At 37.7% G+C, this 24,233-nt stretch carries 27 protein-coding genes; 15 read left to right on the top strand and 12 right to left on the bottom strand.

Going from position 1 to position 24,233, the window contains the following annotated elements; translation table 11 throughout:
- Nucleotides 1-447 precede the first annotated feature (447 nt).
- Both atpD and atpC read left to right on the top strand, forming a co-directional pair.
- The gene (gene atpD, locus AC2JBO_RS09125; protein ID WP_496953322.1) at nt 448-1,896 is read left to right on the top strand and encodes a F0F1 ATP synthase subunit beta; all 1,449 of its coding nucleotides are present in this window, start codon (nt 448-450) and stop codon (nt 1,894-1,896) included.
- A gap of 106 nt (nt 1,897-2,002) precedes the next feature.
- A complete protein-coding gene (gene atpC / locus AC2JBO_RS09120; RefSeq protein ID WP_496953321.1) occupies nt 2,003-2,416 on the top strand; it encodes an ATP synthase F1 subunit epsilon in 414 nt (137 codons plus the stop codon).
- A gap of 40 nt (nt 2,417-2,456) precedes the next feature.
- On the opposite strand, the gene AC2JBO_RS09115 is transcribed toward atpC, so the two are convergent.
- Genes AC2JBO_RS09115 through AC2JBO_RS09100 form a run of 4 tightly spaced genes read right to left on the bottom strand, consistent with a single transcriptional unit; the run spans nt 2,457 to nt 6,104 of the window.
- Nucleotides 2,457-4,472, bottom strand: a complete 2,016-nt coding sequence (locus AC2JBO_RS09115) for a PP2C family protein-serine/threonine phosphatase (protein ID WP_496953320.1) — start codon at nt 4,470-4,472, stop codon at nt 2,457-2,459.
- Nucleotides 4,473-4,502: 30 nt separating this feature from the next.
- The gene (locus AC2JBO_RS09110) at nt 4,503-4,847 is read right to left on the bottom strand and encodes a slr1659 superfamily regulator (RefSeq protein ID WP_496953319.1); all 345 of its coding nucleotides are present in this window, start codon (nt 4,845-4,847) and stop codon (nt 4,503-4,505) included.
- Nucleotides 4,848-4,906: 59 nt separating this feature from the next.
- On the bottom strand, nt 4,907-5,482 hold the full coding sequence (locus tag AC2JBO_RS09105; protein WP_496953318.1) for a slr1658 family protein: 576 nt from the start codon (nt 5,480-5,482) through the stop codon (nt 4,907-4,909).
- Between the two features lie 43 nt (nt 5,483-5,525).
- Nucleotides 5,526-6,104: a slr1658 family protein gene (locus AC2JBO_RS09100; protein WP_496953317.1), complete on the bottom strand. Its 579-nt coding sequence runs from the start codon at nt 6,102-6,104 to the stop codon at nt 5,526-5,528.
- Nucleotides 6,105-6,433: 329 nt separating this feature from the next.
- Here AC2JBO_RS09100 and AC2JBO_RS09095 point away from each other — a divergent pair, with 329 nt between their 5' ends.
- Nucleotides 6,434-8,560 (top strand): SPFH domain-containing protein, encoded by a 2,127-nt coding sequence (locus tag AC2JBO_RS09095; protein ID WP_496953316.1) that lies wholly within the window; start codon nt 6,434-6,436, stop codon nt 8,558-8,560.
- Nucleotides 8,561-8,887: 327 nt separating this feature from the next.
- The gene (locus tag AC2JBO_RS09090; RefSeq protein ID WP_496953315.1) at nt 8,888-10,666 is read left to right on the top strand and encodes a protein kinase domain-containing protein; all 1,779 of its coding nucleotides are present in this window, start codon (nt 8,888-8,890) and stop codon (nt 10,664-10,666) included.
- A 122-nt stretch (nt 10,667-10,788) separates the two neighbouring features.
- Here AC2JBO_RS09090 and AC2JBO_RS09085 read toward each other — a convergent pair whose 3' ends face one another.
- Nucleotides 10,789-11,088, bottom strand: a complete 300-nt coding sequence (locus AC2JBO_RS09085; RefSeq protein WP_496953314.1) for a 30S ribosomal protein PSRP-3 — start codon at nt 11,086-11,088, stop codon at nt 10,789-10,791.
- A gap of 210 nt (nt 11,089-11,298) precedes the next feature.
- Between AC2JBO_RS09085 and AC2JBO_RS09080 the strand changes: the two genes are divergently transcribed.
- The 3 genes from AC2JBO_RS09080 (at nt 11,299) to AC2JBO_RS09070 (ending at nt 13,027) form a co-directional block, all read left to right on the top strand.
- Nucleotides 11,299-12,090, top strand: a complete 792-nt coding sequence (locus AC2JBO_RS09080; RefSeq protein WP_496953313.1) for a TIGR01548 family HAD-type hydrolase — start codon at nt 11,299-11,301, stop codon at nt 12,088-12,090.
- 218 nt (nt 12,091-12,308) lie between these two features.
- A complete protein-coding gene (locus AC2JBO_RS09075; protein WP_496953312.1) occupies nt 12,309-12,608 on the top strand; it encodes a helix-turn-helix domain-containing protein in 300 nt (99 codons plus the stop codon).
- Nucleotides 12,608-13,027 (top strand): type II toxin-antitoxin system VapC family toxin, encoded by a 420-nt coding sequence (locus AC2JBO_RS09070; RefSeq protein WP_496953311.1) that lies wholly within the window; start codon nt 12,608-12,610, stop codon nt 13,025-13,027. Before AC2JBO_RS09075 ends, AC2JBO_RS09070 begins: the two co-directional genes overlap by 1 nt.
- A 385-nt stretch (nt 13,028-13,412) precedes the next feature.
- Here the strand turns inward: AC2JBO_RS09070 and AC2JBO_RS09065 are convergent, their stop codons facing one another.
- Nucleotides 13,413-14,210 carry an RDD family protein gene (locus AC2JBO_RS09065; RefSeq protein ID WP_496953310.1) on the bottom strand — a complete coding sequence of 266 codons (798 nt, stop codon included), beginning with the start codon at nt 14,208-14,210 and terminating at the stop codon, nt 13,413-13,415.
- Between the two features lie 7 nt (nt 14,211-14,217).
- On the bottom strand, nt 14,218-15,087 hold the full coding sequence (locus AC2JBO_RS09060; protein WP_496953309.1) for a DUF975 domain-containing protein: 870 nt from the start codon (nt 15,085-15,087) through the stop codon (nt 14,218-14,220).
- 76 nt (nt 15,088-15,163) lie between these two features.
- On the opposite strand from AC2JBO_RS09060, the gene AC2JBO_RS09055 reads away from it, so the two are divergent.
- The gene (locus AC2JBO_RS09055; protein ID WP_496953308.1) at nt 15,164-16,132 is read left to right on the top strand and encodes a stage II sporulation protein M; all 969 of its coding nucleotides are present in this window, start codon (nt 15,164-15,166) and stop codon (nt 16,130-16,132) included.
- 6 nt (nt 16,133-16,138) lie between these two features.
- The gene (locus AC2JBO_RS09050) at nt 16,139-16,591 is read left to right on the top strand and encodes a DUF8738 domain-containing protein (RefSeq protein ID WP_496953307.1); all 453 of its coding nucleotides are present in this window, start codon (nt 16,139-16,141) and stop codon (nt 16,589-16,591) included.
- A 430-nt stretch (nt 16,592-17,021) separates the two neighbouring features.
- Here AC2JBO_RS09050 and AC2JBO_RS09045 read toward each other — a convergent pair whose 3' ends face one another.
- Nucleotides 17,022-17,480 (bottom strand): DUF2127 domain-containing protein, encoded by a 459-nt coding sequence (locus tag AC2JBO_RS09045; protein WP_496953306.1) that lies wholly within the window; start codon nt 17,478-17,480, stop codon nt 17,022-17,024.
- A 207-nt stretch (nt 17,481-17,687) separates the two neighbouring features.
- Here AC2JBO_RS09045 and AC2JBO_RS09040 point away from each other — a divergent pair, with 207 nt between their 5' ends.
- The gene (locus AC2JBO_RS09040) at nt 17,688-18,335 is read left to right on the top strand and encodes a DUF4337 domain-containing protein (RefSeq protein WP_496953305.1); all 648 of its coding nucleotides are present in this window, start codon (nt 17,688-17,690) and stop codon (nt 18,333-18,335) included.
- A 41-nt stretch (nt 18,336-18,376) separates the two neighbouring features.
- Here the strand turns inward: AC2JBO_RS09040 and AC2JBO_RS09035 are convergent, their stop codons facing one another.
- The gene (locus AC2JBO_RS09035) at nt 18,377-19,267 is read right to left on the bottom strand and encodes a class I SAM-dependent methyltransferase (protein WP_496953304.1); all 891 of its coding nucleotides are present in this window, start codon (nt 19,265-19,267) and stop codon (nt 18,377-18,379) included.
- A gap of 264 nt (nt 19,268-19,531) precedes the next feature.
- Here AC2JBO_RS09035 and AC2JBO_RS09030 point away from each other — a divergent pair, with 264 nt between their 5' ends.
- From AC2JBO_RS09030 to AC2JBO_RS09015, 4 genes are all read left to right on the top strand, one after another.
- Complete coding sequence (locus AC2JBO_RS09030; RefSeq protein ID WP_496953303.1) at nt 19,532-19,687, top strand: DUF4058 family protein; 156 nt, start codon at nt 19,532-19,534, stop codon at nt 19,685-19,687.
- Nucleotides 19,688-19,729: 42 nt separating this feature from the next.
- A complete protein-coding gene (locus AC2JBO_RS09025; protein ID WP_496953302.1) occupies nt 19,730-20,533 on the top strand; it encodes an MOSC domain-containing protein in 804 nt (267 codons plus the stop codon).
- A gap of 105 nt (nt 20,534-20,638) precedes the next feature.
- The gene (locus tag AC2JBO_RS09020) at nt 20,639-20,800 is read left to right on the top strand and encodes a hypothetical protein (protein ID WP_496953301.1); all 162 of its coding nucleotides are present in this window, start codon (nt 20,639-20,641) and stop codon (nt 20,798-20,800) included.
- A 48-nt stretch (nt 20,801-20,848) separates the two neighbouring features.
- Nucleotides 20,849-21,064 (top strand): hypothetical protein, encoded by a 216-nt coding sequence (locus AC2JBO_RS09015; RefSeq protein ID WP_496953300.1) that lies wholly within the window; start codon nt 20,849-20,851, stop codon nt 21,062-21,064.
- 8 nt (nt 21,065-21,072) lie between these two features.
- Here the strand turns inward: AC2JBO_RS09015 and AC2JBO_RS09010 are convergent, their stop codons facing one another.
- On the bottom strand, nt 21,073-21,603 hold the full coding sequence (locus tag AC2JBO_RS09010) for an NADPH-dependent FMN reductase (RefSeq protein ID WP_496953299.1): 531 nt from the start codon (nt 21,601-21,603) through the stop codon (nt 21,073-21,075).
- Between the two features lie 172 nt (nt 21,604-21,775).
- Between AC2JBO_RS09010 and AC2JBO_RS09005 the strand changes: the two genes are divergently transcribed.
- A complete protein-coding gene (locus AC2JBO_RS09005) occupies nt 21,776-22,516 on the top strand; it encodes a class I SAM-dependent methyltransferase (protein ID WP_496953298.1) in 741 nt (246 codons plus the stop codon).
- Here the strand turns inward: AC2JBO_RS09005 and dapF are convergent.
- Nucleotides 22,476-23,216, bottom strand: a complete 741-nt coding sequence (gene dapF, locus AC2JBO_RS09000; protein WP_496953297.1) for a diaminopimelate epimerase — start codon at nt 23,214-23,216, stop codon at nt 22,476-22,478. The genes AC2JBO_RS09005 and dapF overlap by 41 nt on opposite strands.
- A 130-nt stretch (nt 23,217-23,346) precedes the next feature.
- Nucleotides 23,347-24,084: a tetratricopeptide repeat protein gene (locus AC2JBO_RS08995; RefSeq protein ID WP_496953296.1), complete on the bottom strand. Its 738-nt coding sequence runs from the start codon at nt 24,082-24,084 to the stop codon at nt 23,347-23,349.
- Nucleotides 24,085-24,233 lie beyond the last annotated feature (149 nt).

Genomic DNA, 24,233 nt, shown 5'->3' with positions numbered 1-24,233 from the left:
AGTCCATATTCAAGTGAAATGGCATGGCAATGCTTTTGTTCCGAATGCACGGGACAAAAGCATTTTTTATTTATAACCCCGTAGCATAGGTGTCCCGCCTGTGTAGTCTGTAATCTTGCCTGTGTAGTAGGTCAGGCGGGACGCCTAACCTACATTTATTTTATCTGCTTATGCTGTGTATTGTAATTGAGTGAGCATACTGAGAAGCTCTCAAGTATTAAACGACACGTATTAGAGAAATGAGGCAAGCAGAAATCGTGTAGAATAAGGACTTTGAGATGTTGCTGTTCAGTAGTAACGAAGTCTGTGGCATAAAGCTTTTATTTTAATAATGAATTTATCTCAATGAATTAATGCCGTTCGGTGCTACTCTAAAAGATGAATATTGCTTGAACTCAAGCCTATAAGACCCAATCTGAAATATCGCCTTATAAGCAACAACCCAGCATGGTCACCACTGCAGAAAAAACTAACACTGGCTACATTACCCAAGTCATTGGCCCTGTTGTAGACGTAAAATTCCCTGGCGGCAAAATGCCCCCTATCTACAACGCTTTGAAGATTACCGGCAAGAACGAGGCAGGACAAGATGTCTCTGTAACTTGCGAAGTACAGCAGTTGCTGGGCGACAATCAAGTACGAGCTGTCTCGATGAGTACGACTGATGGCTTAGTACGTGGAATGGAAGCTGTTGACCAAGGGGCGCCTATTAGCGTTCCTGTTGGTAAGGCAACCCTAGGACGTATTTTCAACGTTTTGGGCGAACCTGTAGACAACAGAGGTCCTGTTAACAATACAGAAACTCTTCCTATCCACCGTCCAGCACCTAAACTCACCGACCTGGAAACCAAACCTTCGGTGTTTGAAACTGGGATTAAAGTGGTTGACCTTTTAACTCCCTACCGTCGTGGTGGTAAAATCGGTCTGTTCGGCGGTGCAGGTGTAGGCAAAACCGTAATCATGATGGAGTTGATTAATAATATTGCAACTCAACATGGTGGTGTGTCTGTATTTGCTGGTGTGGGCGAACGTACCCGCGAAGGCAATGACCTCTACAATGAAATGATTGAGTCTGGTGTAATTAATAATGACAACCTCAACGAGTCTAAAATTGCACTAGTGTACGGTCAAATGAATGAGCCACCCGGCGCCCGGATGCGTGTTGGTTTGTCAGGTTTGACAATGGCTGAATACTTCCGCGACGTTAACAAGCAAGACGTATTGCTGTTCGTCGATAACATTTTCCGTTTCGTTCAAGCTGGTTCTGAAGTATCCGCGCTTCTCGGTCGTATGCCTTCAGCGGTAGGATATCAGCCCACTTTAGGTACTGATGTTGGCGCCCTTCAAGAACGTATTACATCAACTACCGAAGGTTCAATTACTTCTATTCAAGCTGTATACGTTCCTGCGGATGACTTAACCGACCCGGCACCTGCAACTACCTTTGCTCACTTGGATGGAACAACTGTATTGTCCCGTGGTTTAGCGTCTAAAGGTATCTACCCAGCAGTAGACCCATTAGGCTCAACCTCCACAATGTTGCAACCTGATATCGTTGGTAACGACCACTACGATACCGCACGTGCAGTACAAGCTACCTTACAACGGTATAAAGAATTACAAGATATCATCGCAATTCTAGGTTTGGACGAATTGTCGGAAGATGACCGTTTAACAGTAGCGCGCGCTCGTAAAATTGAGCGTTTCCTATCACAACCTTTCTTCGTTGCTGAAGTATTCACTGGTTCACCTGGTAAGTACGTGAAGCTCGAAGATACCATCAAAGGTTTTAAACAGATTCTTGCTGGTGAGTTAGATGATTTACCTGAACAGGCGTTCTATTTAGTTGGTGATATCAACGAAGCGAAAGCAAAAGCCGAAAAAATGAAAGGCTAATTTGATTTTGGATTTTGGATTTTGGATTTTGGATTAAATATGAAAATCTGAAATCTGAAATCTAAAATCTAATATCTAATATCTAATATCTAAAATCCAAAATCCCATGACTTTAACCGTTCGTGTAATTTCCCCAGATAAAACAATCTGGGATGAATCTGCTGATGAAGTAATTTTACCCAGTACAACTGGACAACTTGGTATTCTTAGCGGACACGCACCATTATTGTCTGCTCTTGATACTGGAGTAATGCGAGTACGTTCTAACAAAAATCAACCTTGGGTAGCAATTGCTTTACAGGGTGGTTTTGTTGAAGTTGAAGAAGACGAAATTACGATTCTTGTTAACGGTGGTGAACGTGGTGATAAAATCAATTTAGAAGAAGCCCGTTCTGCTTTTAATGAAGCGCAAACTCGTCTTGCTCAAGTTTCTCCTGACGATAAACAAGCAACTATTCAAGCTACCCAAGCTTTTAAACGTGCGCGCGCTCGTTTTCAAGCTGCTGGTGGTATGGTGTAATTTTTTGTTGATGCGAGTGGTAAGGTGGGCACTGCCCACCCTACGATGTAATAAGTGACGGCACCGAAAACTGCTTTTGTTTTAAAATTACGAGTGTAATGTCGTCGAGAAGACCTTTTTGCCCTATATAATCATACAAATCATCAACAATAGCTTGCTTAATTTCCAAAGCAGATTTTTGCCAATTATCCTTAATAACTTGCATAAATCGTTTCAGTCCGTACAATTCACCGTCAAGATTTTCAGCTTCAGTAATTCCATCCGTGTAAAGTGCTATAACATCACCTGGGTATAGCTGAATATCTGCATAACCGATAAAATCAGAAATTTCTTCCTCTAAACCGATTGGAAACCCTAAATCAACTGTATCAACTCGCTGAATTAAACCACCACGTCGAACAACGAGCATTTCTTCATGTTGTCCAGATATCCTAACTTTTCCATCTTGATAGTCAAGTAAACACAGCGTCATATTTTTGTCTGAATTCATCCGTTGCACGTTTTGATAGATAGTGCGGTTGAGGGTATCGAGGAATTTTTTTGGGTCGGTTTCGTTGTGTTCTAGCAAAGTGCGTACCGCAGTTTGTACCATTATCATTAACACACCACTTTCTAACCCATGTCCAGTAACGTCACCAATACCGATTTTTACTTTGCCATTATGGTAAATTACATCATAGTAGTCACCACCTACTTCAGTTGCAGAAATCATAAACCCTGCTATTTCTAAATCGGGTATTTGCTCTAATTCCTGCGCTTTGGGTAAAATCATTTGCTGAAGTTTACTAGTAACCTGCAACTCGGCGCCCATGCGAATATTTTCATCAGTCAAGCACTGATTTAAAAGATTGACTTCTTTGTTTGCTTCAACTAAAGCAAGTGCAATATTATTAAAGGATTTGACGACTTCGGCTAATTCATCGCGGTTTTCTAGCGTAATACTTTTGGTGACAGTTCCATCAATCATTTGTTTGGATGCTGCACTCAAGCTAGATACAGTTTGTTTAACGCCTAAATAGAACGCAATATATAAATATAGTACTAATGCTAAAATAACCGTTACAAATATACATAATAGAATTTGCCTTTGCACAAATCCATTGATGCGGTTTTGTAAAAGCACATCAAGTTCAACAATGGCTTTATCCCAAAAAATATAATTTAGTTTTAGATTTTCTTCTGCTGATCTATAAAAGACTTGGTTACTTAAAGAGTTAATATTTTCAGTTAAAGGTACTGTTGTCGTAATAAGTAAGTCAATTTTGTTAGTATAATTATTTAAAACACTTTCAAGTTGTGGACGTGTATTTCCCGCAGGATTATAGTTGAATGCATCCTGCATATTTTTCTTTAACTCGCTGTTATATTCTTCAAGTTTAGCTAGATGTTTAATTAACAGAGTGCGTGATTCAATTGAATATTGTTGAGTTTGAATATTGTTTTGAGTAATTAGTTGAATTTCAGTTAATGTATACTGCATCTCTGGCAGTTTTAACAAGGTAGCATCCATTAAGTAATAGCTATCAATGTCTGGGTCGAGAATTAAGTTTGAATGGTCACCAACTTTGTTTCTCAAATCATCAATTTGTTGACGCAGAAAATTATATGCTTTATTCCTTTCCTCGGAATTACTTTTATCTTGGTTAGCTTCAATGTTTGCGTTTAGGGGGCGCCAACTATTTTTAATAGAATCGAATTTATCAGTTGTTTCCAATATGTTGCTATACTTTTTTTCAACATCTACTAATAACTGTATTTGATTATTTATTCTCGCTTGAATTTGTTTTAATTCATTATTTTGTGTTGTTTGATCGTTACTAATTAGTTGTGCAAGCGATATATCCGCCCAAAGTTGGCGTAGAGGACGTAGGTAAATATTACCAATCATTTCCTTCGCTGCAAAATCATTTCGAGATTGAATTTCGGAAATGAGTAAATACATTACCAAGCTCAACGGCAACACAAAAACGCTACTAATTAAAGTAAATTTTTGTGGATATTTTAGACGATTCATTAAACTAATCGCCGGACGGAATATTCTTTTTAACTTGTTCATATCTTGAATATTAAGTAATATTAAAATTAACTACACCATTTTTAAATTTAAAGTTGGCATTAGTTTTTGTAGGTTTTTGAGTAACTTACTTTGCCAAGGTATCGAATTGGTGCCGAGAATCATCAGATGTACAGATTTATTGTTTCGCATTCCAATTACAAACTTGGATAGCATTGTAATTCCGGAACTGTTAAGAAAATCTAAATGTATTAAGTTGATAGTAACTCGCGCGGGATTACTATCAATTACATCAGTTAGTAATTTTAAAATTGATGTGTATTCTTCCATTCCGTTTAAACGTAAGCTGCCATGAAAGTTAATTGTTGCGGAACTAGTGTCGTAGTAAACTTTATAAGTATCGCCTGTGATTTCCATAGTTTTATATAGCGCAATTATTAAACTTTTAGAGTGAGGTTGAAAGTAGTGGTATGTCTTTAAATACTAACTTGTACCATTGTTGTAACAGCAATTATTTCTGGTTTTTGCTGAACAACCTCAAATTTCCAACCCAACATTGCAGAATAATCATTTATGATGCTTAACAAACCTAGACCAGAAGCTGTACTATCTGGGTCTTCCGCATTTTTTTCTAACTGATTAAAATATAATTCATTTGGATCGGAAATCACTAATTCTTCAATAAATTTCTTGAATGACTCTATAGATTCTCTCTGAATGCTATTAGTTACAAAAAATCTAATTTGGTCAGCATCAAGTTGAAGTTGGATAGTAATAGGTAACTTTATATTGTAATCACAGTACTTCATCGAGTTTTCGAGTAACTCATTTGCAATATAACTAGCAGTACTTTTTATTTCTGTTTGTTTTTGAATACCGACATCACTATCGTCTTTAGGAAAAAAAGTAGTCAAATAGTCTGCCATAAAGTCTGCTGAAAGACCGTTATTTCGCCAACGGTCTTTTATTGAGATGGAAGATGGTGAGAACTTTAAAGTTAATTGGTCATTATTCAGCGGTTTATCAACGTAATATCCAAATATTTCTTTCATATTCTACGAGTTTTCTTGCTTAGAGTAATATACTAAAAAGGTACTACACCGTTAATTCAACCATTGTCGTTACAATCATCACTGCTGGTTTGTCTGGAACTGCTTCAAACCTCCAAGCAAGCTTTGCCGAATAGTCATTAATCATGCTCAAAAAGCCTAATCCTGACTTGAAGCTATATTCATCATCTATACTTTTTTCTAACTGATTAAAGTATAATTCTTCATGGTTAGAATTTGATAATTGATAAATAACACCTTGAAGATTAGCTGACCGTAAATGACTCAAACTATGGGTAATATAAAACTGAGTTTTGCCTTGGTTGAAATACAACTTAATTTTGATAGGTATTTGTGAAGATTCATGTGAGTACTTGACGGCGTTTTCTAAAAGCTCATTAGCAATATAGCTAGTAGCACTTTTAACTTCTGCATAACGCTGTAAGTCATTAGCTTCTGTACCGTTTTTAGTAATAAAAGTAGTCAAAAAATCAGCAATAAAATTTGCTGCATAATCATTATTACGCCAAAATTCCTGCACAGAAATTGAATCAGGTAAAAACTCTAATATCAATTTCTCCTTAGTTAACGGCTTTTCAATAAAGTCCCCAAAGATCTGTGTCATGGCAGTATGCATAATAACTAATATTTTTTGATACTGTTAATTTTTAATAAAGTGTCACTACACAATATGGCACTGACTGATTATTTTCTGCTTCAGTAAATGTACTTAAAGAATAAATTTAGAACATTTGATACAATTATTGGCAACGGATGTAATGGATGTAACGGATAGATTATTAGTTACAAACTTTATCTAGTTATTTAGAATCAACCATCCGTTACATCCGTTGCCAGGATTGTAATTGTAAAGAATTGTAACGAATGAAGAAATCGACTTGAGTGGACGGGAAGTAATAAGTAAGATACTCAATTGCCTAGAAGGCAAAATCTATGAAATCCTTATATTCCTGTAGTGGCAAGCGTTTTTCAAGTAAGATAATTCGTTTGGTTGCATCGGTTGCAGCTTCTTTGGCAGTTGCAAGCAGTGTTAGTGTTGCAGGCGCCGAAGTTAATAAATCAGTTAATCAAGTTGAATATAGTAACTCCCGTAATGTTGCAAGCGCGACAAAAAATGTAGAGGCGCCGACAGCAGAAAACAAAGTCGAAACAGCCCAATTACAAATGGATATTGGCTGGGGCTTAATTCCTATTGCCGTAGTTGGTGGTTTAGTTATCTTTATGCCTTTGTTTTTTGGTGGACTGGTAGTTATCGGCGAGCGTGAAGTTGGAATTGTTGTTAAGAAGTTTACGATTTCTGGTAAAGGACTTCCCCCAGGTAGATTAATTGCTCTTAACAAAGAAGCTGGTTTACAGGCAGATACTCTAGCCCCTGGTTGGCACTGGGGTTATTTCCCTTGGCAGTTTGCAGTTAAAAAAGAAGCTGTTGTGGTAATTCCGCAAGGTGAAATTGCGTTGATAGTTGCTGCAGACGGTGCCCAAGTACCGCCTGAAAGAATATTGGGTAAAATAGTTGAGTCTGATAACTTTCAGGATGCACGCAAGTTTTTGACAAATGGTGGGGAAAAAGGACGACAAATAGGTTTTCTGACGGCAGGTACTTACCGCATAAATACTGCATTGTTTAAAGTTATTACGGCAAACAATGCTAGTCAACACGGGATGCGCGCGGAGCAGTTACACATATATCAAATAGAACCAGAAAAAGTAGGTATTGTTACAACTTTAGATGGTTCGCCTATTCGGTCTGGAGAAATAGCCGGACATACGATTTCTGGACACGATAATTTCCAAAACGGTCAGAGATTTCTTGACGGTGGTGGACAAAGAGGTTTACAAGAGCAGGTGTTATTATCTGGTTCATGGAACCTTAACCCCTGGCTTGTTAACGTTGAGCAAGTGCCAATGACGGAAATACCCATTGGTTACGTGGGAGTAGTTATATCCTTCGTAGGTAGAGAGCAAGAGGATGTTAGTGGCGCCTCGTTTACTCATGGTCAGCTAGTTAACCAAGGACATAAGGGTGTATGGGTAGAGCCGTTATATCCTGGTAAACATCCGCTTAATACCAAAGTAATGAAAGTCGAGTTAGTGCCAACGACTAATATCGTCTTAAACTTTACAGATAGAATCATGGGTCAACACGGCTATGATAGTAAACTTACAGCATTGAAGTTGCTATCGTTTGACGGTTTTAGCTTTGATTTAGAAGTATTTCAAATTATTCATATCGGCGCTAGTGATGCACCGAAAGTGATATCACGCTTAGGTTCGATGCAAAACGTAATTGACCAAGTACTACGTCCAATTGTTGGAAACTATTTCCGCAACTCGGCGCAAGAGTATACAATCTTAGATTTTCTAATTGCCCGGAGTGAGCGTCAAGTCGAAGCATCAGAATACGTCAAGTCAGCTTTACGCGCGTATGATGTTCAAGCAGTTGATTCTTTGATTGGTTTAATTACTCCACCACCAGAATTAATGCATACGCTGACAGACCGTAAAATTGCTGAGGAACAGCGTAAAACCTACGAAGTTCAGCAAATGGCACAAACTCAGCGTCAGTTGTTGGTAAGAGAAACATCATTAGCAGATATTCAGGACTCATTAGTGACATCTGAAGAAGGTGTTAAAATTGCTCAATTAAAAGCTAATGCCAGAATTCAAGAAGCAACTGGTGAAGCGGAAGCTATTAAATTAAAAGCAATAGCTGAAGCTGAAGGTATCCGCGCGACAGGTAACGCAAAAGCGGAAACATACCGTACAGGTGTGGAAGCATTAGGTGAAAATGGTTACACTGCAATGCAAATGATGCAGATAGTAGGTGAGAGTAACGTTCGCTTGATCCCTGATATATTAGTCGGTAATAGTAACAGTGGTGGCGCTAACGGTTTAGTTGATGGTTTACTCTCAATGATTTTGTGGAATCAAACCAGTACTAAACAAAACGGCAACGACAACACGCAACCATTGTATCCTAGAGTGCCTGTAATGGCGCCGAAAAAAAATGGTAATGGTTATGTACCTTTAAATATAGATTTACCAACAGATACACAGTAATTTCTTTACCAATGATTGTAGAGACAATAGTTTAATCCTGTCTCTACCTCATTTAAAACAACATCAAATCAAAAGTCAGATTTATAGAGATGCATTGATTTTATACAAGCATCTCTATATTTTTACTATAGTAATTAGAGACATTACATATAATCTCTTTACATTTTCAAACACTGTTATCTTTACTATCGACCTCATCAACGATTACAATAGCAATACCACGTAGGTTTAGTTTTTGTATTATAATTGATCCCCCCTAGCCCCCCTTATTAAGGTGGGGGGATCAATTCTATTCCTTGATACTAAGGTAATAAAAAACATAAATAAATGAATTTTAAAGTAGTTTTACCTATATTTGTAGAACCATCATATCGTTTAACCCAGTTAATTGCTGATGGTAAATATACTCAAACTTTTTTTGGGCTTGATGAAGGAGAATATCCTTTTATACCTTGCATTGTTCAAAGAATATCTTTACAGCATGAAGCTTTGAGCAATATTGAGGCAAAAGTACGAGTATTACAGCAATTAGAAAATTACTCTCATGTCCCGACACTACTGAGTTATGTTTGCACCTCAGAATATTATTACTTAGTATTTGAATATTTTGAAGGCGCCAATTTAAACAAGCTAGCTTCAAAGCAGTTCATCAACGAAAATCAAATTTGGCAGCTTTTGACTGATATATTAACTATCCTAAAAGTATTACACAACAATCAAATTGTTCACTGTGATATCAAACCACATAATATCATCCAGCATCAAGATGGTACTTTTGTTTTAGTAGATTTTGCAGCAGCTCAAATTCTAAATAAGCTTCAAAATAACAATATTATATTTGGTAGTCCTGAGTATATTGCACCAGAACAACTACAGGGTAAACCAATTTTTACCAGCGACCTCTACAGTTTAGGTGTGACTTGTATTTCTTTACTCACTCAGATACCACCCTTTGATTTATTTGATACTGCTAATAATCAATGGGTATGGCGCCATTATTTACAATCACCTATCAGCGCGCGATTGAGTTATATTCTTGATAAACTTATCAACCAAGATATAAATCAACGCTTTCAATCAGTAGATGAAGTTATAGAAGCAATGGGTATGTCACCCTCGACATTAATAACGAGTTTCAAAAAGAACACTAAACAACAGGCGCCTACTGAACAGTTACGTAACTATCAAATTCTAATTAACTCGCATACTTTAACACTAAATTCACACCTGAAAACAGAGGTGAATTCAGTTGATATACACCCAAATAATAATATCATTGCCAGTGGGCACGATAACAAAACAGTATATATATGGGATTTGACGACTAAACAAGTATTGCATTCGCTCAATGGACACTCGCAACCTGTAAAGTCTGTTGCATTTAGTCCTGATGGAAAGCTACTCGCAACAGCTAGCGATGATAAAACGATTAAACTGTGGAATCTTGATACATACGAAGAAGTATATACTCTTACTGGACATAAACACGCCGTCAAATCACTTGCCTTTAATCCTGACGGTAAAATAATTGCTAGTGGTAGTTGGGATAAAACTGTCAGACTTTGGGATGTAACAACAGGTAAAGAAATTTGTGTCTTATTAGGACACAAACTACAAGTAAGTGCAGTTATATTCAGTTCGGACGGTTTATTGCTAGCAAGTAGCAGCTTTGATAAAACAACTTGCCTGTGGAGATTAACTCAATCTGAAAATAAATTTGACTGTACCTTACACAATACTTTGTCAGGTCATACATGGGCAGTAACATGTATAGCACTTAGTCCAGACGGAAAAACTATAGTAACAGGCAGTGATGACAACACAATCAAACTATGGGACGTTAACACCTGTCAAGAAATAACTACACTTTCCGGACATTCTTGGTCAATTACATCACTCGTATTTGACTCTACTGGAGAAATCTTAATAAGTGCGAGTAAAGACAAAAGTATAAAAGTTTGGCAATTAAGCGATAGCAACAAAGCAGCAGTGACACTTTTAGGTCATACAGACTCTGTTACCAGCATCGCTCTAGCCAATACCAATGTATTTATTGTCAGTTGCGGCACCGACAAAACAATCAAATTGTGGGAGCAGGAAAGTTAGAAGTTAGGAATTGGGAGTTAGGAGTTAGGAGTTAGGAGTTAGGAGTTAAAATTTTGCACTCATAACTCATAACTCATAACTCATAACTCATAACTCAGCACTCAGCACTCAGCACTCTAATACTAAGCACTACCAGTGAAGGTAACTTCAGGGAATTTCAACTGAGCTTCGCTCATAGGTCGATTTTTACCTTCTTCTTGCCAGTAGTTAATTACCTCTGTAGCTTTGTTGAGTAATTCGACTCGATCTACATCAGTAATCCAGTGTTTCGACTCTAGTTCTTTTTTAAGTTCTTCCCAAGCATCATTTCTAGGCCAAAAGAAGTACTTGGTCAAGGGACTCGTGCCTTTACCAACAATTTGGTCAACTGCTAGAGCAACATTCTCATCTAACCAGAGAATTTTTAAGAGAAATTTGGACAATCACACCTCCGGGACGCATCCGGGCAAAATGGTACAAGCAAATTAAACAAACAGCCACAGGAGCGCTCGTCGCGCTGGCGTGACATTAACGATTGCCTATTTTAACTTAATAGTCTACCATCTGAGCAAATTAGGATAAGGAATTAAACTAGCATTACTGAAAAAGTATCGGCTAAAGTAGTTCAGGAACTCAGAAGAGCGTTGTACTCCATGACCGAACAATCCTCAACACGCGCGATTATTGTTTTTGATATTGATGGTGTTATCCGTGATGTTAGCGGTTCTTACCGTCGTGCTATAGCGGATACTGTCGAGCATTTCACCGATTTTGCGTATCGTCCAACACCAGTAGACATTGATAAACTCAAGTCAGAAGGTATTTGGAACAATGACTGGGATGCTTCACAGGAGTTAGTATTTAGATACTTTGAAACTCAAGGAAAAGACCGTAATCAATTTCATATTGAGTATAAAAATATAGTCACTTTTTTTCAGTCGCGGTATAGAGGTACAGACCCTAAAAACTGGACGGGGTATATTTGTGATGAACCTTTATTGCTGCAATCAAAATATTTAGACGACTTAACTCAAGCTGGGATTTTGTGGGGTTTCTTTAGCGGCGCCACTCGTGCTTCTGCTACCTATGTGTTAGAAAGGCGCCTTGGTTTAAAAGCACCTACTTTAATTGCAATGGAAGATGCACCAGGTAAACCAGACCCTACAGGTTTGTTTGCCACAGTTCAGCGTCTAGAATCTAACTTTAACAATACGGCAAGTATCATATATGTAGGAGATACAGTAGCTGACATGTACACGGTTGTCAATGCTAGAGAAAAACAGCCAGAGCGAAAATGGATTGGTGTGGGAGTACTACCACCTCATGTCCAGAAAACACCTTCACGACGGGAAGCTTATGCAAAAATGCTAATAGATGCAGGCGCCGAAGTTGTTTTTTGTAACGTTCAAGATTTAACGAGCGCGCGGGTATTAAGTTTACTTTAAAAACAAGCATACTACAAATGAGTAATTAATATCTTGCGCCTACACGCTGTAAAAATACAGAAGAGCGATTCAGGGGTAACACCCATCGTTTCAGACAAATTGGTGGGTAGAGACCGTATTAGTCCGGTCTCTACATAGTATAGAATGACGCAAAATTGTGTAGATGAGGGTTCAAATATAATAAGATATGATATATAGTACAGCTACTTTTTTAGATTATGGATAAAGTTACTTTACCTGACGTTTTAACGCTTGAAGAAACATCCGAATATTTACGCTTACCTGTTGAATTGGTGTTACATCAAGCTCAAATAGGAAATATTCCAGGCCGCAAAATAGGAGACGAATGGAGGTTTTTAAAAGTTGCTGTTGACAATTGGTTGAGTTTTCAAAGCAGTCGCTCCATTCTCCTCAGCCGAGCAGGTGCCTTCGAGGATGATGATACTCTCATAGACTTAACGGCAGCAATTTATCAAGAAAGGGGACGTTCTGAAGTTGATGAGAAGCCAGGTAGTTAATGTATTTACTTGATACTGACACACTTACACGCCTCCAAGCTGGAAACATGAATGTGATTGCACGATTAAAGACTGTAGAAGACTTAGAAGTGGGAATCACTATCATTAATAAAGTTGAAATTTTACGTGGACGCATTGATTACCTTCTTAAAGCTGAAACAGGGGCAGATTGGCTTAAGGCGCAAGAGCTTTTTTTTCGTACACAAGAGTTTTTGCATGGAATTTTAATAGTTCCTATTAACCAAGCAGCATCATTAGAATTTGAACGATTGCGTGCAGTGTCCAATCTACGCAAAATAGGAAGAGCCGATTTATTGATTGCTAGCATTGCTCTAGCCAATAGAGCTACCATAGTAACGCGAAACACTCGTCATTTCAAACAGATACCTGGTTTGCGAGTTGTCAATTGGGTCGATTAAGATTTGCTCCTATATCCGGAGCATAGATTAGGTTATACAAACGTAAGCCCCCACACATCTTTAATAATCCTCCTCAATATCCCTCCTTTGTGCCCTTTGTGTCTACCCTGCGGGAAATCCTCCGGATTATGTGGTTAATTTTTTTAATGAACCACAAAGGCACAAAGAACACGTAAAGCGGAGCTTTTCCCGTTATCCGAAGGATATCCCGAAGGGTAGGGTAAAAAGAGAAGAAAGGTGACTTTTAGAGACTTATGTGTACACAGTAGCTTCCACACGGAGAGTTGGGGGATCAAAATTTACAATCTACGTAGAATTTAAATCTATATTCATCGAATACAAGAATAATTTGTATTAATACGGAGTGTGCATTCAGGTAAAGTATTTAAATCAGTCGAGTATCTGAGTCTTTTTGATAAGCAAGATAAATACCTTCTAAAAAGGTATCTGGACTAATTCCATCAGGTATATTATCTAATTTAATTATTGACTGTACTTGCTGAGTCAATTCAATAGCAAGTGCTGCTCGTGCTTTTTTAGACATGATATGGCGCCTTACTAAATATTCACGAATAACTGCGAAATCATCAGGAAGCATTGGTGATAAATCAGCAGTTTCTAAGATTTTGCTAGAAGCAGTCTTAGAAGCTTCTGACAGTATTAATTTTTGTTTTTCTGAGATGGTAACACTTTGAGTTTGAATTACGATTGTACCTGCAACTAAATCGCCTAAACGCTTTTCTTTGCGATTCAGTATAATTAGCAAGGCGCCGATAAAAGAAATTTCATCAAAAGGTCGCAGTAACGCGCGTAAAGTCGTTTGTTGAAGTCCAACAGGTCTGCCATCATCACGAACTACACGAATTTTTGCAAAACGTTTACCAGGTGTTTGACCTTGCCATAAAGTTTCAAAAAATACAAAATACCCTGCGTAGACAGCGAATAAAATTAGACCTGCAATTGCAAAAACCCAAAGGTCAGCTTTATCACCGAATATTTGTTTCCAAAAAGTCTCTATTTGGTAAGAAATAGTTAGTAAGGCAGTAATAATCAGCGCTATCATTAAGCCTAGAATATGGTAGTCGATTAATAGAGCAAAAGTTCGACTACCAATACCCGCTAAAGTAAATTCAAGTTCAACACTTTCAGGTGTAACAAATTTGACGCGATTAAAAATGTGCATAATTCCCTTAAATCTCACGTTCGCGCAGTTTTAAACCAAAACCCTCACGGCGACTTCGTAAGTCATAATAAAGTACAGCTTTTATTGATTGCCAGAAAGGTACTACGATAGCTGCGCTGATTAAACTTAAAATTATATTAACTAGTACTGATAGAAACGCATAATTTGCATTTTCGACTGCTAAACGTTGTAGATAGACTTGAATTACAAAACTCAATATACTAAAAGGTAGCTGGAGTGGAAACGTGATTAAATATGCGAGAAATACAATTGCAGCAATTCGCCATACACTGCCTTTTGTTAAATCCCAGCTTCGTCCAATTGTTGATGTACCATCAACAGTGTTTTCTACTGCTAGCGGCAGTTCCACTACAATAAAGCGCGCTTGTATCCATAAAATAACAGCAAAAATAAATACGAAGAATAAGAGTGTCAGTAAAAATGTTACCACAAACAAGATGGGACTTGCGGCACTGTTTTGGGCGCCACCAGGTACAAGTGCTGCGAAGACTAGCCCTACTATCAAAGCCACAACAAAAGAGAGGATAATTACCCCAACGATCACACCTGAGCCAATCAAAAACATTAGTAAATTCATAACAAAAAACTGCCACAACCGCGTGTTAATTACACGACCTGCTTCTCTTTCGCTTTCTGGTTGCTCAACTAATTCGCCATATGCCAAACGAGATATCAATCCTAAAGTGGCGCCACATTTAGCCCAGCCATAAATCGGTATAAATACCCAAGCATAAGCGATAAATGCTAGTTTTAAATAGGATTTGAGATGCCCACCATATAGTCGCAGTCCAGCACTGACGACATTACCAATGCTTAACGGTTGAATAGGCTGGGGAGAACCAGGATTAAAAGACATACAGGTTAGTACAATTATCAAGTTACTGTTTTGAGGGTATCTTAAGCTAAGGTATACCTAGTATTCCCTTAAATTAATGAATATTCAACGTTGGATAGCACGACGTGAGCCAAATTGGCAGCGTCTTGAAGTATTATTAAATAAAATCGAGAAATCTGGGTTAAAATCGCTGCCATCAAGTGAAATTCGTGAATTGGCTTCGCTTTACCGTACTGTTGCAGCTGATTTAGCGCGAGCTCGTACAACTCAGGTAAGCAACACTCTTATACAAAATTTACAATCTTATACGACGCGCGCGTACAACCAAATTTATCAAGGTTCGCGTCGGCAAGAATGGCAGGGTGTAAAGGATTTTTACTTATGGGGGTTTCCTGCGGTAGTACAACAAACTTCGCTATATATAGCTTTTGCAACAGCGTTGTTTATTTTAGGATGCTTAGTAGCTTGGTGGTATGCTTGGCAAGACCCTAGTTTTATGTCACTAGTTGTACCTGAACATTTGATAAAAACGGTTAGAGACGACCGCAAGCTGTGGATGGGTTCTATTTTGGGCATCGAACCACTAGCATCAAGCGGTATCATGATTAATAATATTATGGTGTCGTTTAAAGCTGTTGCTGGTGGAATAACTGTTGGCATCTATACTTTCTATATCATGTTATTTAACGGGTTACTAATCGGTGCCGTTGGAACTTTGGTTGGACAGGGAAATCTTGCATATCAATTTTGGGCATTCGTTCTTCCCCACGGTTCATTAGAGTTACCAGCTATTTTTTTTGCTGGAGGTGCAGGATTTTTAATCGCGCGTGCAATTTTGTTTCCAGGGAAATATAGGCGCCTTGATGCACTCAAGTATTATGGGAATTTGGCTGCACAGTTAGTATTTGGAATTATACCGATGCTATTTATTGCTGGCATTATTGAGGGTTTCTTTTCTCCCAATCCCAGTGTACCTGAACCATTAAAATATTTAGTTGGGACGGGGTTGTTTGCGACTTTAGTGGTATATTGTAGTCGGCGTGGTAACGGATATAAACGCGGATGATTTTTTATGTTTGGCTTGAATAAGAAAAGTATTCGCTTAATTTTAGTTAATTTGTTTGCTGTTGTTGTAATAAGTAGCACGTTGATGGGTTGTACGACAGGTAGTAAGGCACCTCCAACTCAAGCAGAAAAACCAGTAGAATCTTTGCCTAGTCGGAACGATGGTGAAAATAGTAGTGAAAATAAGAAATTACCGGATGCTGTTGCAAGTGCCGTTTTGAAGGATGCTTCTAAACGTACAGGTAAAGCTGCTAGTGAGTTAAAAATTACTGCGTCGGAAGCACGCACGTGGAATGATGGTTGTTTGGGTTTAGCTGAACCAGGGGTTCTTTGTACTCAAGCACTAGTACCAGGTTGGCAAGTAAAAGTAACAGGTAATTCTAAAGTACTGGTTTACCACACTAATAAGTCAGGTAGCGTAGTTCGACTCAACACAGCAGCCAATGATTCCACTACCTGAACCTCTTCCTGAGTCGGCACCTTTGTTTATATAGTAAAGTCGCATTGCCTCGTTTCTACTCAAACGAGAATTAGATAAACAATCTAAAAGATTAGGGCAATTATATACAACTCCCGTCATCATCTTGCAATCTATTTGTGCAGGGCAATATGTTTCATGAGTTTCCATAACAATATTATAATCTTGATTTTTTATGGCAAAGGTGTCTCTATCAATTAATATGTTTCGCTAATTGACACAACAGTAAACTTCTTCTTAGTTTATTTACGTTACGTAGCGATATTCATTTCAGACTGCAAAAGCAAGTGGCTCTCGTCGGCGCCGATGTTAAACTTCTCTTACTTTCTCCTCTGTGTAGAGACGCGATTAATCGCGTCTCTACGACTCTGTGGTAAAAACTCTTATCGAAAGCATCTATATGAATTTTAACTTAGCTATTTGATTCTTTCTTATGCTTAGGAAATGTACGTATTAAATACACTAAAACTAATATATTTAATACAAAAATAATAAATTTTAACGGAGTAATGCTTTTAACTAATTCATAAATTTCTGGTGGAATGCTAATAGCAACAAGCGCTACTACTAAGATATGTGCCCAGCGCTTTTCATACCACAAACCAATCGCTTCTATTACAGTTACAATTGCATAAATACCTGCCCCGATACCGCTAAATGCTAAAGTTTTAGGATTTAAATTAAGAATTTTATCTAAAACAAAGTCGATAATTTGTGATTTCCCTTCCAAAATGTAAGAGTCGGAAAACTCCTCTAAGCTTTGATAATTTTTCAACGCGAGTAATAAAGCTATTGATGTTACCATTAATAGTGAAGCAACAAAAGACTTATAAAAGACGATAGCAACTAAACCGAATGGACGTTTTTTCATAAAGCTATATGAATTTATACTTAAACTAGAATATAAAGTTTTGTAATTAAGTAATTTAAAATATACACAATTATACCACGAAAGTTAAAGTGTTTAATTTTACATTACAAAACATTACATACTTGAACTTCATTAGGTTGAAATGATTATACTAAATAAGTTCTAGTAAAAGTGTAATTGTATATATACTAAAGCGCGAAAAACAATATGGATATCAATCCAATGGACTTGCTTGAAGATGATTCGGAAGTAGAAACTAAGAAGGAAAAACGTAAAAGCCGTTTAAATAGTGCTGTTGCCATTGCTGTTGCATTGATATCGACGTTTTTAGGAATCTGCAAAATTAAAGATGATAATATAGTTCAGGCTATGCAGCAAGCACAAGCAAATAAAATTGATGATTGGAGTTGGTATCAGTCGCGTAACATTCGCGCGGAGGTTGCAAGAGCAACTGTAACTCAACTTCAATTACAACAAACTTCTCAACCAGAATCCGCACGTAAGCTTTATGAAAAACAGATTAGTGCTTACCAAACGCTTGCTGATAGAGAAGAACAAAAAAAGCAGGAGTTGAAAAAAGCTGCTGAGAATGACCAAAAAACTTATGATGAGTTAAATTTTCACGACGATCAATTTGACTTAGCGGATGCTGCACTCTCAATTGCTGTATCAATGTTTGCCATTACTTCGCTGTCTCAAAAACGTTGGCTGTTATATTTTGCTTTGATACCAACTACAATGGGAGTAATTATGGGGTTATCTGGATTATTTAGCTGGCGCCTACATCCCGATGCTTTAACTAAACTGTTGTCTGATAATTCTTCACAACCAACAATAGAACAAAAAATTGCATAGGCGCCTGATAACAAAAATATTGACACCATCGCCAAGTATGATTAAATAATTGTTGAAGATTGATTTGGTGTTAAAACAAAAACATATTGTTCAGCAATTATTCTTTCTGCTTCAGAAGCATCTATATTTAGAATATTCAAACAACTTAACCCGTCTATTAAGTTTAATATATTGTGCTTTGTGATGCTGAAACCTTGTTCTAAGGCAAACTGCCGTGCTTTTTCAAGAGTCTCAAATTCATCATCTGGAGATATGATTGTTCTATCAAGAATCCCTTGTATTTGAGGTAAAAGCATAGAATCTTTTTGAAGTAATGAACGTGATTTTTTTAATCCAGATGTAAAAGTAAAGTCAGAGGTTATCCAAACACCACCAGAAATGGAAAGCATTTTGTGGATATTAGCACACATTTTTTGCTGCTCTAGACGTGTGAGATGCATCAATAGTCCCTCACATATAATTAAAATAGGTTGTTTCATGTTAAAATGCTTGCTAGCTTGCATTAGTTGATTTTCGTTAGTTGCATCAATTTCTAGAAAGTGCAGATTAGTGCGCCTTCCAATTAGCTGCTGTACCAGTTCTTCTTTATAATTAATTAAAGGAGATAAATCACTTTCAACGAAAGTAAGATTTGGGTCATTAGACATTATTATTCCACGCGGTATTAAACCAGATGCTAACTCGATAATTTGCGTAAGTTGCAATTCAGTAATTAGCTTATTGATAGCTTGATAACGCGCTTCCAAATTTATAATACTTACAAAGGCTTTACTAACATGTTGGCTCAATGATGCATTTACTAAACCTTGTGTTTCAACGAGTTTTGCAAATTCTTTTGTATAGGGGATATTAGTAAACTGCCTGCATAAACTAGCTATGAACGCTGTGGAACTAATGTCGTTACCAAAGTTACTTATATTTGATGTATTCATAAAAAAGGTTAAACTATTTGGTGGATTCGTAGATTGGCACCTTAATTTATGTATTATGTCAATTTGCACAACCAATGTCTACCGATTTAGATATAATAATTTAGTATCACTATAACCCGTGCGTTTACTAGTAGTTCGTGTCAATAGTTTTGGTGTGTTCGTAGCATAGGCGTCTCGCCTGTGCTTCTGGTCAGGCGAGACGCCTAACCTACAAGAATTAATGACATAAACCACTAGGAGTAAAAATTATCTTGAGGTGCTGTGATGCCTTCATCGTATATACAGTCCTTAATTAATCAATTATACGATGAAGGTAATTATGATTTGGTAATTGACTATACTCAAGAGCCTGTACCTTCACTGACATTAGAAAATGCTACCTGGGTTGATGAAGTTTTGAAAGCTAATCGATTAAGGTAAGCTGGCGCCGAAATTTAAACTTTGGATACTCAGGAGTTAGTTATGACTGATGTAATTCCCTATGTTTCAAGATTATTCATTTATCCAATTAAATCTTTGGATAGGGTTGGTGTTGAGAGTATAAATGTTCTTAAAAGCGGCGCCCTGAACCAAGACCGCGAGTTTGCAATTCTTGATCAAGCAGGTCACTTTGTCAATGGTAAGCGTAACGCTCGAATTCATGCCATACGCTCTGAGTTTGACCTCGAAACTAACATTGTTTCCTTGCGGGTACAAGGAACAGAGCATACAAAAGTATTTCATGTTGTAAAAGAGCGTGAAGCACTTGAATATTGGCTAGGTGAATTTTTTGGTTTTCCAGTAGAAGTGAAGCAAAACCTTGATACAGGATTTCCAGATGATACTGCGTCTCCTGGCCCAACCATAATTAGCACAGCGACACTAGAAACGATTGCCTCATGGTATCCCGAACTTGACGTTGAAGAAGTTCGCTTGCGTTTCCGCTCTAATATTGAAATTTCTGGTGTCCCTGCCTTTTGGGAGGATAAGCTTTTTACAGAAGCAGACGAGACAGTTAATTTTCAGATTGGGAATATACAGTTTATGGGCATTAACCCTTGTCAACGCTGTGTTGTAGTTACTCGTGATTCCCAAACAGGAGAAGCTTATCCAAACTTCCAAAAAACTTTTGTGGCACAACGCCGAACAACTTTACCGGAATGGGCAAAAAAAGCGCGATTTAATCACTTCTATCGATTGGCGATTAACACGCGACTACCTGCTACCGAAGAAGGTAAAACAATTTGCATTGGTGATGAACTTAGAATTCACTCATCTAATCAATAAAGCTCGTTTGTTATACTGACCCCAATATTCAAAATGAAATACTATAAATTTTTAGTTATCTCGACTATTATCTCTCGTAACCATTCATGAGCAGGTTCGCGCTGTTTGCGTTCGTGCCACATCATTATTTACTCATCATTAGAATCCTGTGCTTATATTTCTGAAGATAAAATTCCTGTTGCTCACTTTGACGCAAAAGCAGCAGTCGAACATGAAATAGACTGGCGCCGTTCCCATGAGTTTATGCAACAGATACCTAATGGTTAGTATTCTAAACATGTTACGGTGTTGAGAACTCTTGCTTACTTTGAAAATATGAGCGATGCTGAATATTTGGCATTAGGATTTCCCAACGTTCATGATGCCCTTAACCAACTACGTTATCATCGTGAGTGTAGTCCTTACCGTGACCATGAAGAACTACGAAAAATTCATCCCAACTTAACGACGTTTGAAACTTGGTTGCGGCAAACAGGTTGGAGAGGTGAAGCGCGCAAAGTACAAAAGGGTGTAGCAACTGGCGAGAAGTAATCAAGGTTTTAAATTAGTAAAGTAATATCGCGCGTGAATTCTTCAATTGCAAGTTTTAAAGAATGTGATATTTCTGGATGTGTAGTAATACCAACTTCATCTAAGCCACTTCCTGCAATAGGTAATGTAATATTCGCTTTCTTAATAATCCTTGCTGACATTACTGTAAGAATTTCAGTTAAAGAAGCTAAGGCAATAGTCGCTCGTGGAGAGGTATTAATAAGCGCTACGGGTTTTCCAACAAGTTCACCACTGCCAACTAACCAGTCAAGAGCATTTTTCATTGAACCTGGAACACCATGCGCGTATTCTGGACTTGATATTAGTACACCGTCAGACTCTTTTAGCTGCTCACGAAAACAAGCAACTGGTAGCAGCGCCGAGTCAACATCATTATCTGGATTAAAATGTGGTAAGTCGCTAAGTCCTGAGTAGATAGTAATGTTTACACCAGTTGGCGCCAACATTGCTGCTGCACGCAAAACGGCTGTATTCGATGACACTGCTCTAAGGCTACCAGATATAGCAAGGATTTGCATAATAATCAATTTGTAAAAATCGCGCAATTATGGAGACGTGATATATCACGTCTCTACATTCACTACTTCATATAATGACATTTGGAACTTGTTATTGGCTAGCGCGCGCATTTGTTTTACTGTAAGCATACAGGTGCCCGTCTATTTTTCGTTGTAATGTTATTGGTCTAAGATGAATGCAGTAACTTGGAAGACAGCATTCAGCATTATGAATATTGAGCCACTCAGCGATAACAAAATTATTGATTCATGGTATAAAAATGCTTTACCTTGGACAAATGCGGTACGTTCTGGAGAGATTGAGAGTCGCAAGCTAATTACCAATCAAGCAATAATCGACGCAGTAATGAGTTATTCTCCGCAGTCTGTACTTGACCTTGGATGCGGGGAAGGATGGTTGAGTCGTGAACTTGCAACTCAAGGAATTAGTGTAATTGGAGTCGATGTTGTTCCAGAATTAATTGAGCAAGCTAAACAATCTGGGGGAAATTTCCTTAGTATATCTTATGAGGAGATACAAGAAAGTAAACTAGGTATTTCTGTTGATGTCATTGTTTGTAATTTTGCGCTGTTTGGCAAAGAATCTGTAGAAGGATTATTTAAAACGATTACAACACTTTTAAATGCTAACGGTTTATTTATTGTTCAAACGCTTCATCCCTTAGTTGCTTGTGGTGATTTTCCATACCAAGATGGCTGGAGAGAAGGTTCTTGGGCAGGATTTAATGATGATTTTATCGACCCGGCGCCGTGGTATTTTAGAACTTTAGAGAGTTGGGTAAAGTTGTTTAATGATAATGGGTTGCGGTTGATTGAGATGCGTGAACCTATCCATCCAAAAATACAAAAGCCTGCTTCAGTAATATTTATTGTTAGTAGGGTGTGTGAAGGCTATCAAAAAAATTCAACGTAGTTACACACTTGTAGCCTTCACGCACCACCTTATCATTATAAGTATTACAGTAGTTCCAGTAATTTGTATAAAAATTTGCCCAAATTTCGATTTGTATATTTTCACGGTCGATGATTTTCATAAATTGAACGTTGGTACGGTTAGGAAATTTTGGATGAACTTCTAATAAAGAACCGTACTTCGTCGGTATATCCGGCGCCACTTCTGGCAATTGTATAACACAATGAGGATTACCAATAGTAGCATCACAGAAAGTAAAGGTTTGGGCGCCAACTGTGATGCTTTCTTGAATAACTTCTCTCGGTTCTCCTTTAACGGGAATTTTTTCACTGTCAAAGCTTACATGTCCCATCTCGACTTGAACGCTTTTGCCATCAAAAGAAACGCGCGCTTTAACTTTCCCACCAAGTGTATTAATGCTAAACTCCTCACTAACAAGCTTTTTATCCCATAAATAACGAGAAAATATTCTCAAACCATTACCACTTTTCTCTGCTTCACTGCCATCAGGGTTAAAAATGCGTAGTGCAAAGTCTGAATTTTGGGATGGTAAAGAACCAAGTAGAATTCCATCGGAACCAACACCGAAGTTACGATGACAAATTCGCTCAATATTTTCTTTCGTTAATTCAATCTCCACATCTTCATGAGCAATAACTAAATAATCGTTTCCTAGTGCGTGATACTTAGAATATTTCACTTGACTATCCAATTAATTACAAAGATTTTATTATAATGCGCTACGATAGCAGAAACTATTTCAGGCGATAATTTTTAAATTCCTTTTTCAGAGGGCGGGCAAGGATGCCCACCCTACAAGAAGATTTGGGTTAATTGAGTAAGTCTTGGAAGCGCTTGTCTTGACGCAATGCAGTAAAGTCTGTGTCAGATTTGGCTAGATTTTTGTACCTAGCTGGTTCTAATTTGATTGCTAATTGAAGGTTTTTGATGGCTTCTTCGTGATTGCTTTGTAAGGCATAGGCACATGCTTTATTGTAATAAGTTAAATCTTTCTTGGGATTGATGGCAATGGCTTTGTCGTAAGAGGCAATTGCTTCACTATAGCGGTGTAGCTTTGCTAGAGCTATACCCCGGTTTATCCAAGCTTCTTCTTTGTCTGGTTCAATTGCAATTGACTTGTCGTAAGATGCAATAGCTTCTTGATAGTGTTTTAGTTCACTAAGCACGTTACCTCGGTTGAACCAAGCTGTACTAAGCTGTGGATTGATTTTGACTGCATTATCATAAGATGTAATCGCATCTTCATTTTTCTGTAAAGCGGTTAATGCATTGCCGCGATTAATCCAAGCTTCTGCTTTGTTCGGTCTAATTTTTAGTACTTTGTCATACGCTGTAATTGCATTACTGTATGAGTGTGCGTTCAATAAACTGTTGGCTTGGCTAAACAAGCTATCTACTTGCTGAGTTGTTTGAGCTTCTGTAAGTAGCTGCGCTACATTTGATTCCTGTACCGCTTGATTCGTATATTCTCCAGATGGCGCCACGTTACTACAGCCAATCAATAAGGCTATTAAGCCAGAGGCAGCAAAACTTCCTGAATAAGTCATTTTGTACCCACAGAATTCATGCATATCATGCTAAAACTTATATTTCAATTAAAAAAGTAAGATGCATTACTATTGAGTAATATTTTATAAATTCTTTTTAGTTTTCATGAAATAATTTTTGTCACATGCATATTTTTGCTTGACTTCAA

Source organism: Calothrix sp. CBUCES-K 9914 (genome assembly GCF_059640475.1).
This window is presented reverse-complemented; position numbering and strand designations above follow the sequence as displayed.

Bases quoted from the DNA above. Each gene is read 5' to 3' on its own strand.
- AC2JBO_RS09015 (WP_496953300.1), top strand. From the start codon at position 20,849: ATGAGCGATGCTGAATATTTGGCATTAGGATTTCCCAACGTTCATGAT.
- AC2JBO_RS09010 (WP_496953299.1), bottom strand. From the start codon at position 21,603: ATGCAAATCCTTGCTATATCTGGTAGCCTTAGAGCAGTGTCATCGAAT.
- AC2JBO_RS09075 (WP_496953312.1), top strand. From the start codon at position 12,309: ATGGATAAAGTTACTTTACCTGACGTTTTAACGCTTGAAGAAACATCC.
- AC2JBO_RS09005 (WP_496953298.1), top strand. From the start codon at position 21,776: ATGAATGCAGTAACTTGGAAGACAGCATTCAGCATTATGAATATTGAG.
- AC2JBO_RS09025 (WP_496953302.1), top strand. From the start codon at position 19,730: ATGACTGATGTAATTCCCTATGTTTCAAGATTATTCATTTATCCAATT.
- AC2JBO_RS09090 (WP_496953315.1), top strand. From the start codon at position 8,888: ATGAATTTTAAAGTAGTTTTACCTATATTTGTAGAACCATCATATCGT.
- AC2JBO_RS09045 (WP_496953306.1), bottom strand. From the start codon at position 17,480: ATGAAAAAACGTCCATTCGGTTTAGTTGCTATCGTCTTTTATAAGTCT.
- atpC (WP_496953321.1), top strand. From the start codon at position 2,003: ATGACTTTAACCGTTCGTGTAATTTCCCCAGATAAAACAATCTGGGAT.
- AC2JBO_RS09115 (WP_496953320.1), bottom strand. From the start codon at position 4,472: ATGAACAAGTTAAAAAGAATATTCCGTCCGGCGATTAGTTTAATGAAT.
- AC2JBO_RS09040 (WP_496953305.1), top strand. From the start codon at position 17,688: ATGGATATCAATCCAATGGACTTGCTTGAAGATGATTCGGAAGTAGAA.
- AC2JBO_RS09030 (WP_496953303.1), top strand. From the start codon at position 19,532: ATGCCTTCATCGTATATACAGTCCTTAATTAATCAATTATACGATGAA.
- atpD (WP_496953322.1), top strand. From the start codon at position 448: ATGGTCACCACTGCAGAAAAAACTAACACTGGCTACATTACCCAAGTC.
- AC2JBO_RS09110 (WP_496953319.1), bottom strand. From the start codon at position 4,847: ATGGAAATCACAGGCGATACTTATAAAGTTTACTACGACACTAGTTCC.
- AC2JBO_RS09105 (WP_496953318.1), bottom strand. From the start codon at position 5,482: ATGAAAGAAATATTTGGATATTACGTTGATAAACCGCTGAATAATGAC.
- AC2JBO_RS09100 (WP_496953317.1), bottom strand. From the start codon at position 6,104: ATGACACAGATCTTTGGGGACTTTATTGAAAAGCCGTTAACTAAGGAG.
- AC2JBO_RS09065 (WP_496953310.1), bottom strand. From the start codon at position 14,210: ATGCACATTTTTAATCGCGTCAAATTTGTTACACCTGAAAGTGTTGAA.
- AC2JBO_RS09060 (WP_496953309.1), bottom strand. From the start codon at position 15,087: ATGTCTTTTAATCCTGGTTCTCCCCAGCCTATTCAACCGTTAAGCATT.
- AC2JBO_RS09055 (WP_496953308.1), top strand. From the start codon at position 15,164: ATGAATATTCAACGTTGGATAGCACGACGTGAGCCAAATTGGCAGCGT.
- AC2JBO_RS09035 (WP_496953304.1), bottom strand. From the start codon at position 19,267: ATGAATACATCAAATATAAGTAACTTTGGTAACGACATTAGTTCCACA.
- AC2JBO_RS09070 (WP_496953311.1), top strand. From the start codon at position 12,608: ATGTATTTACTTGATACTGACACACTTACACGCCTCCAAGCTGGAAAC.
- AC2JBO_RS09080 (WP_496953313.1), top strand. From the start codon at position 11,299: ATGACCGAACAATCCTCAACACGCGCGATTATTGTTTTTGATATTGAT.
- AC2JBO_RS09050 (WP_496953307.1), top strand. From the start codon at position 16,139: ATGTTTGGCTTGAATAAGAAAAGTATTCGCTTAATTTTAGTTAATTTG.
- AC2JBO_RS08995 (WP_496953296.1), bottom strand. From the start codon at position 24,084: ATGACTTATTCAGGAAGTTTTGCTGCCTCTGGCTTAATAGCCTTATTG.
- AC2JBO_RS09095 (WP_496953316.1), top strand. From the start codon at position 6,434: ATGAAATCCTTATATTCCTGTAGTGGCAAGCGTTTTTCAAGTAAGATA.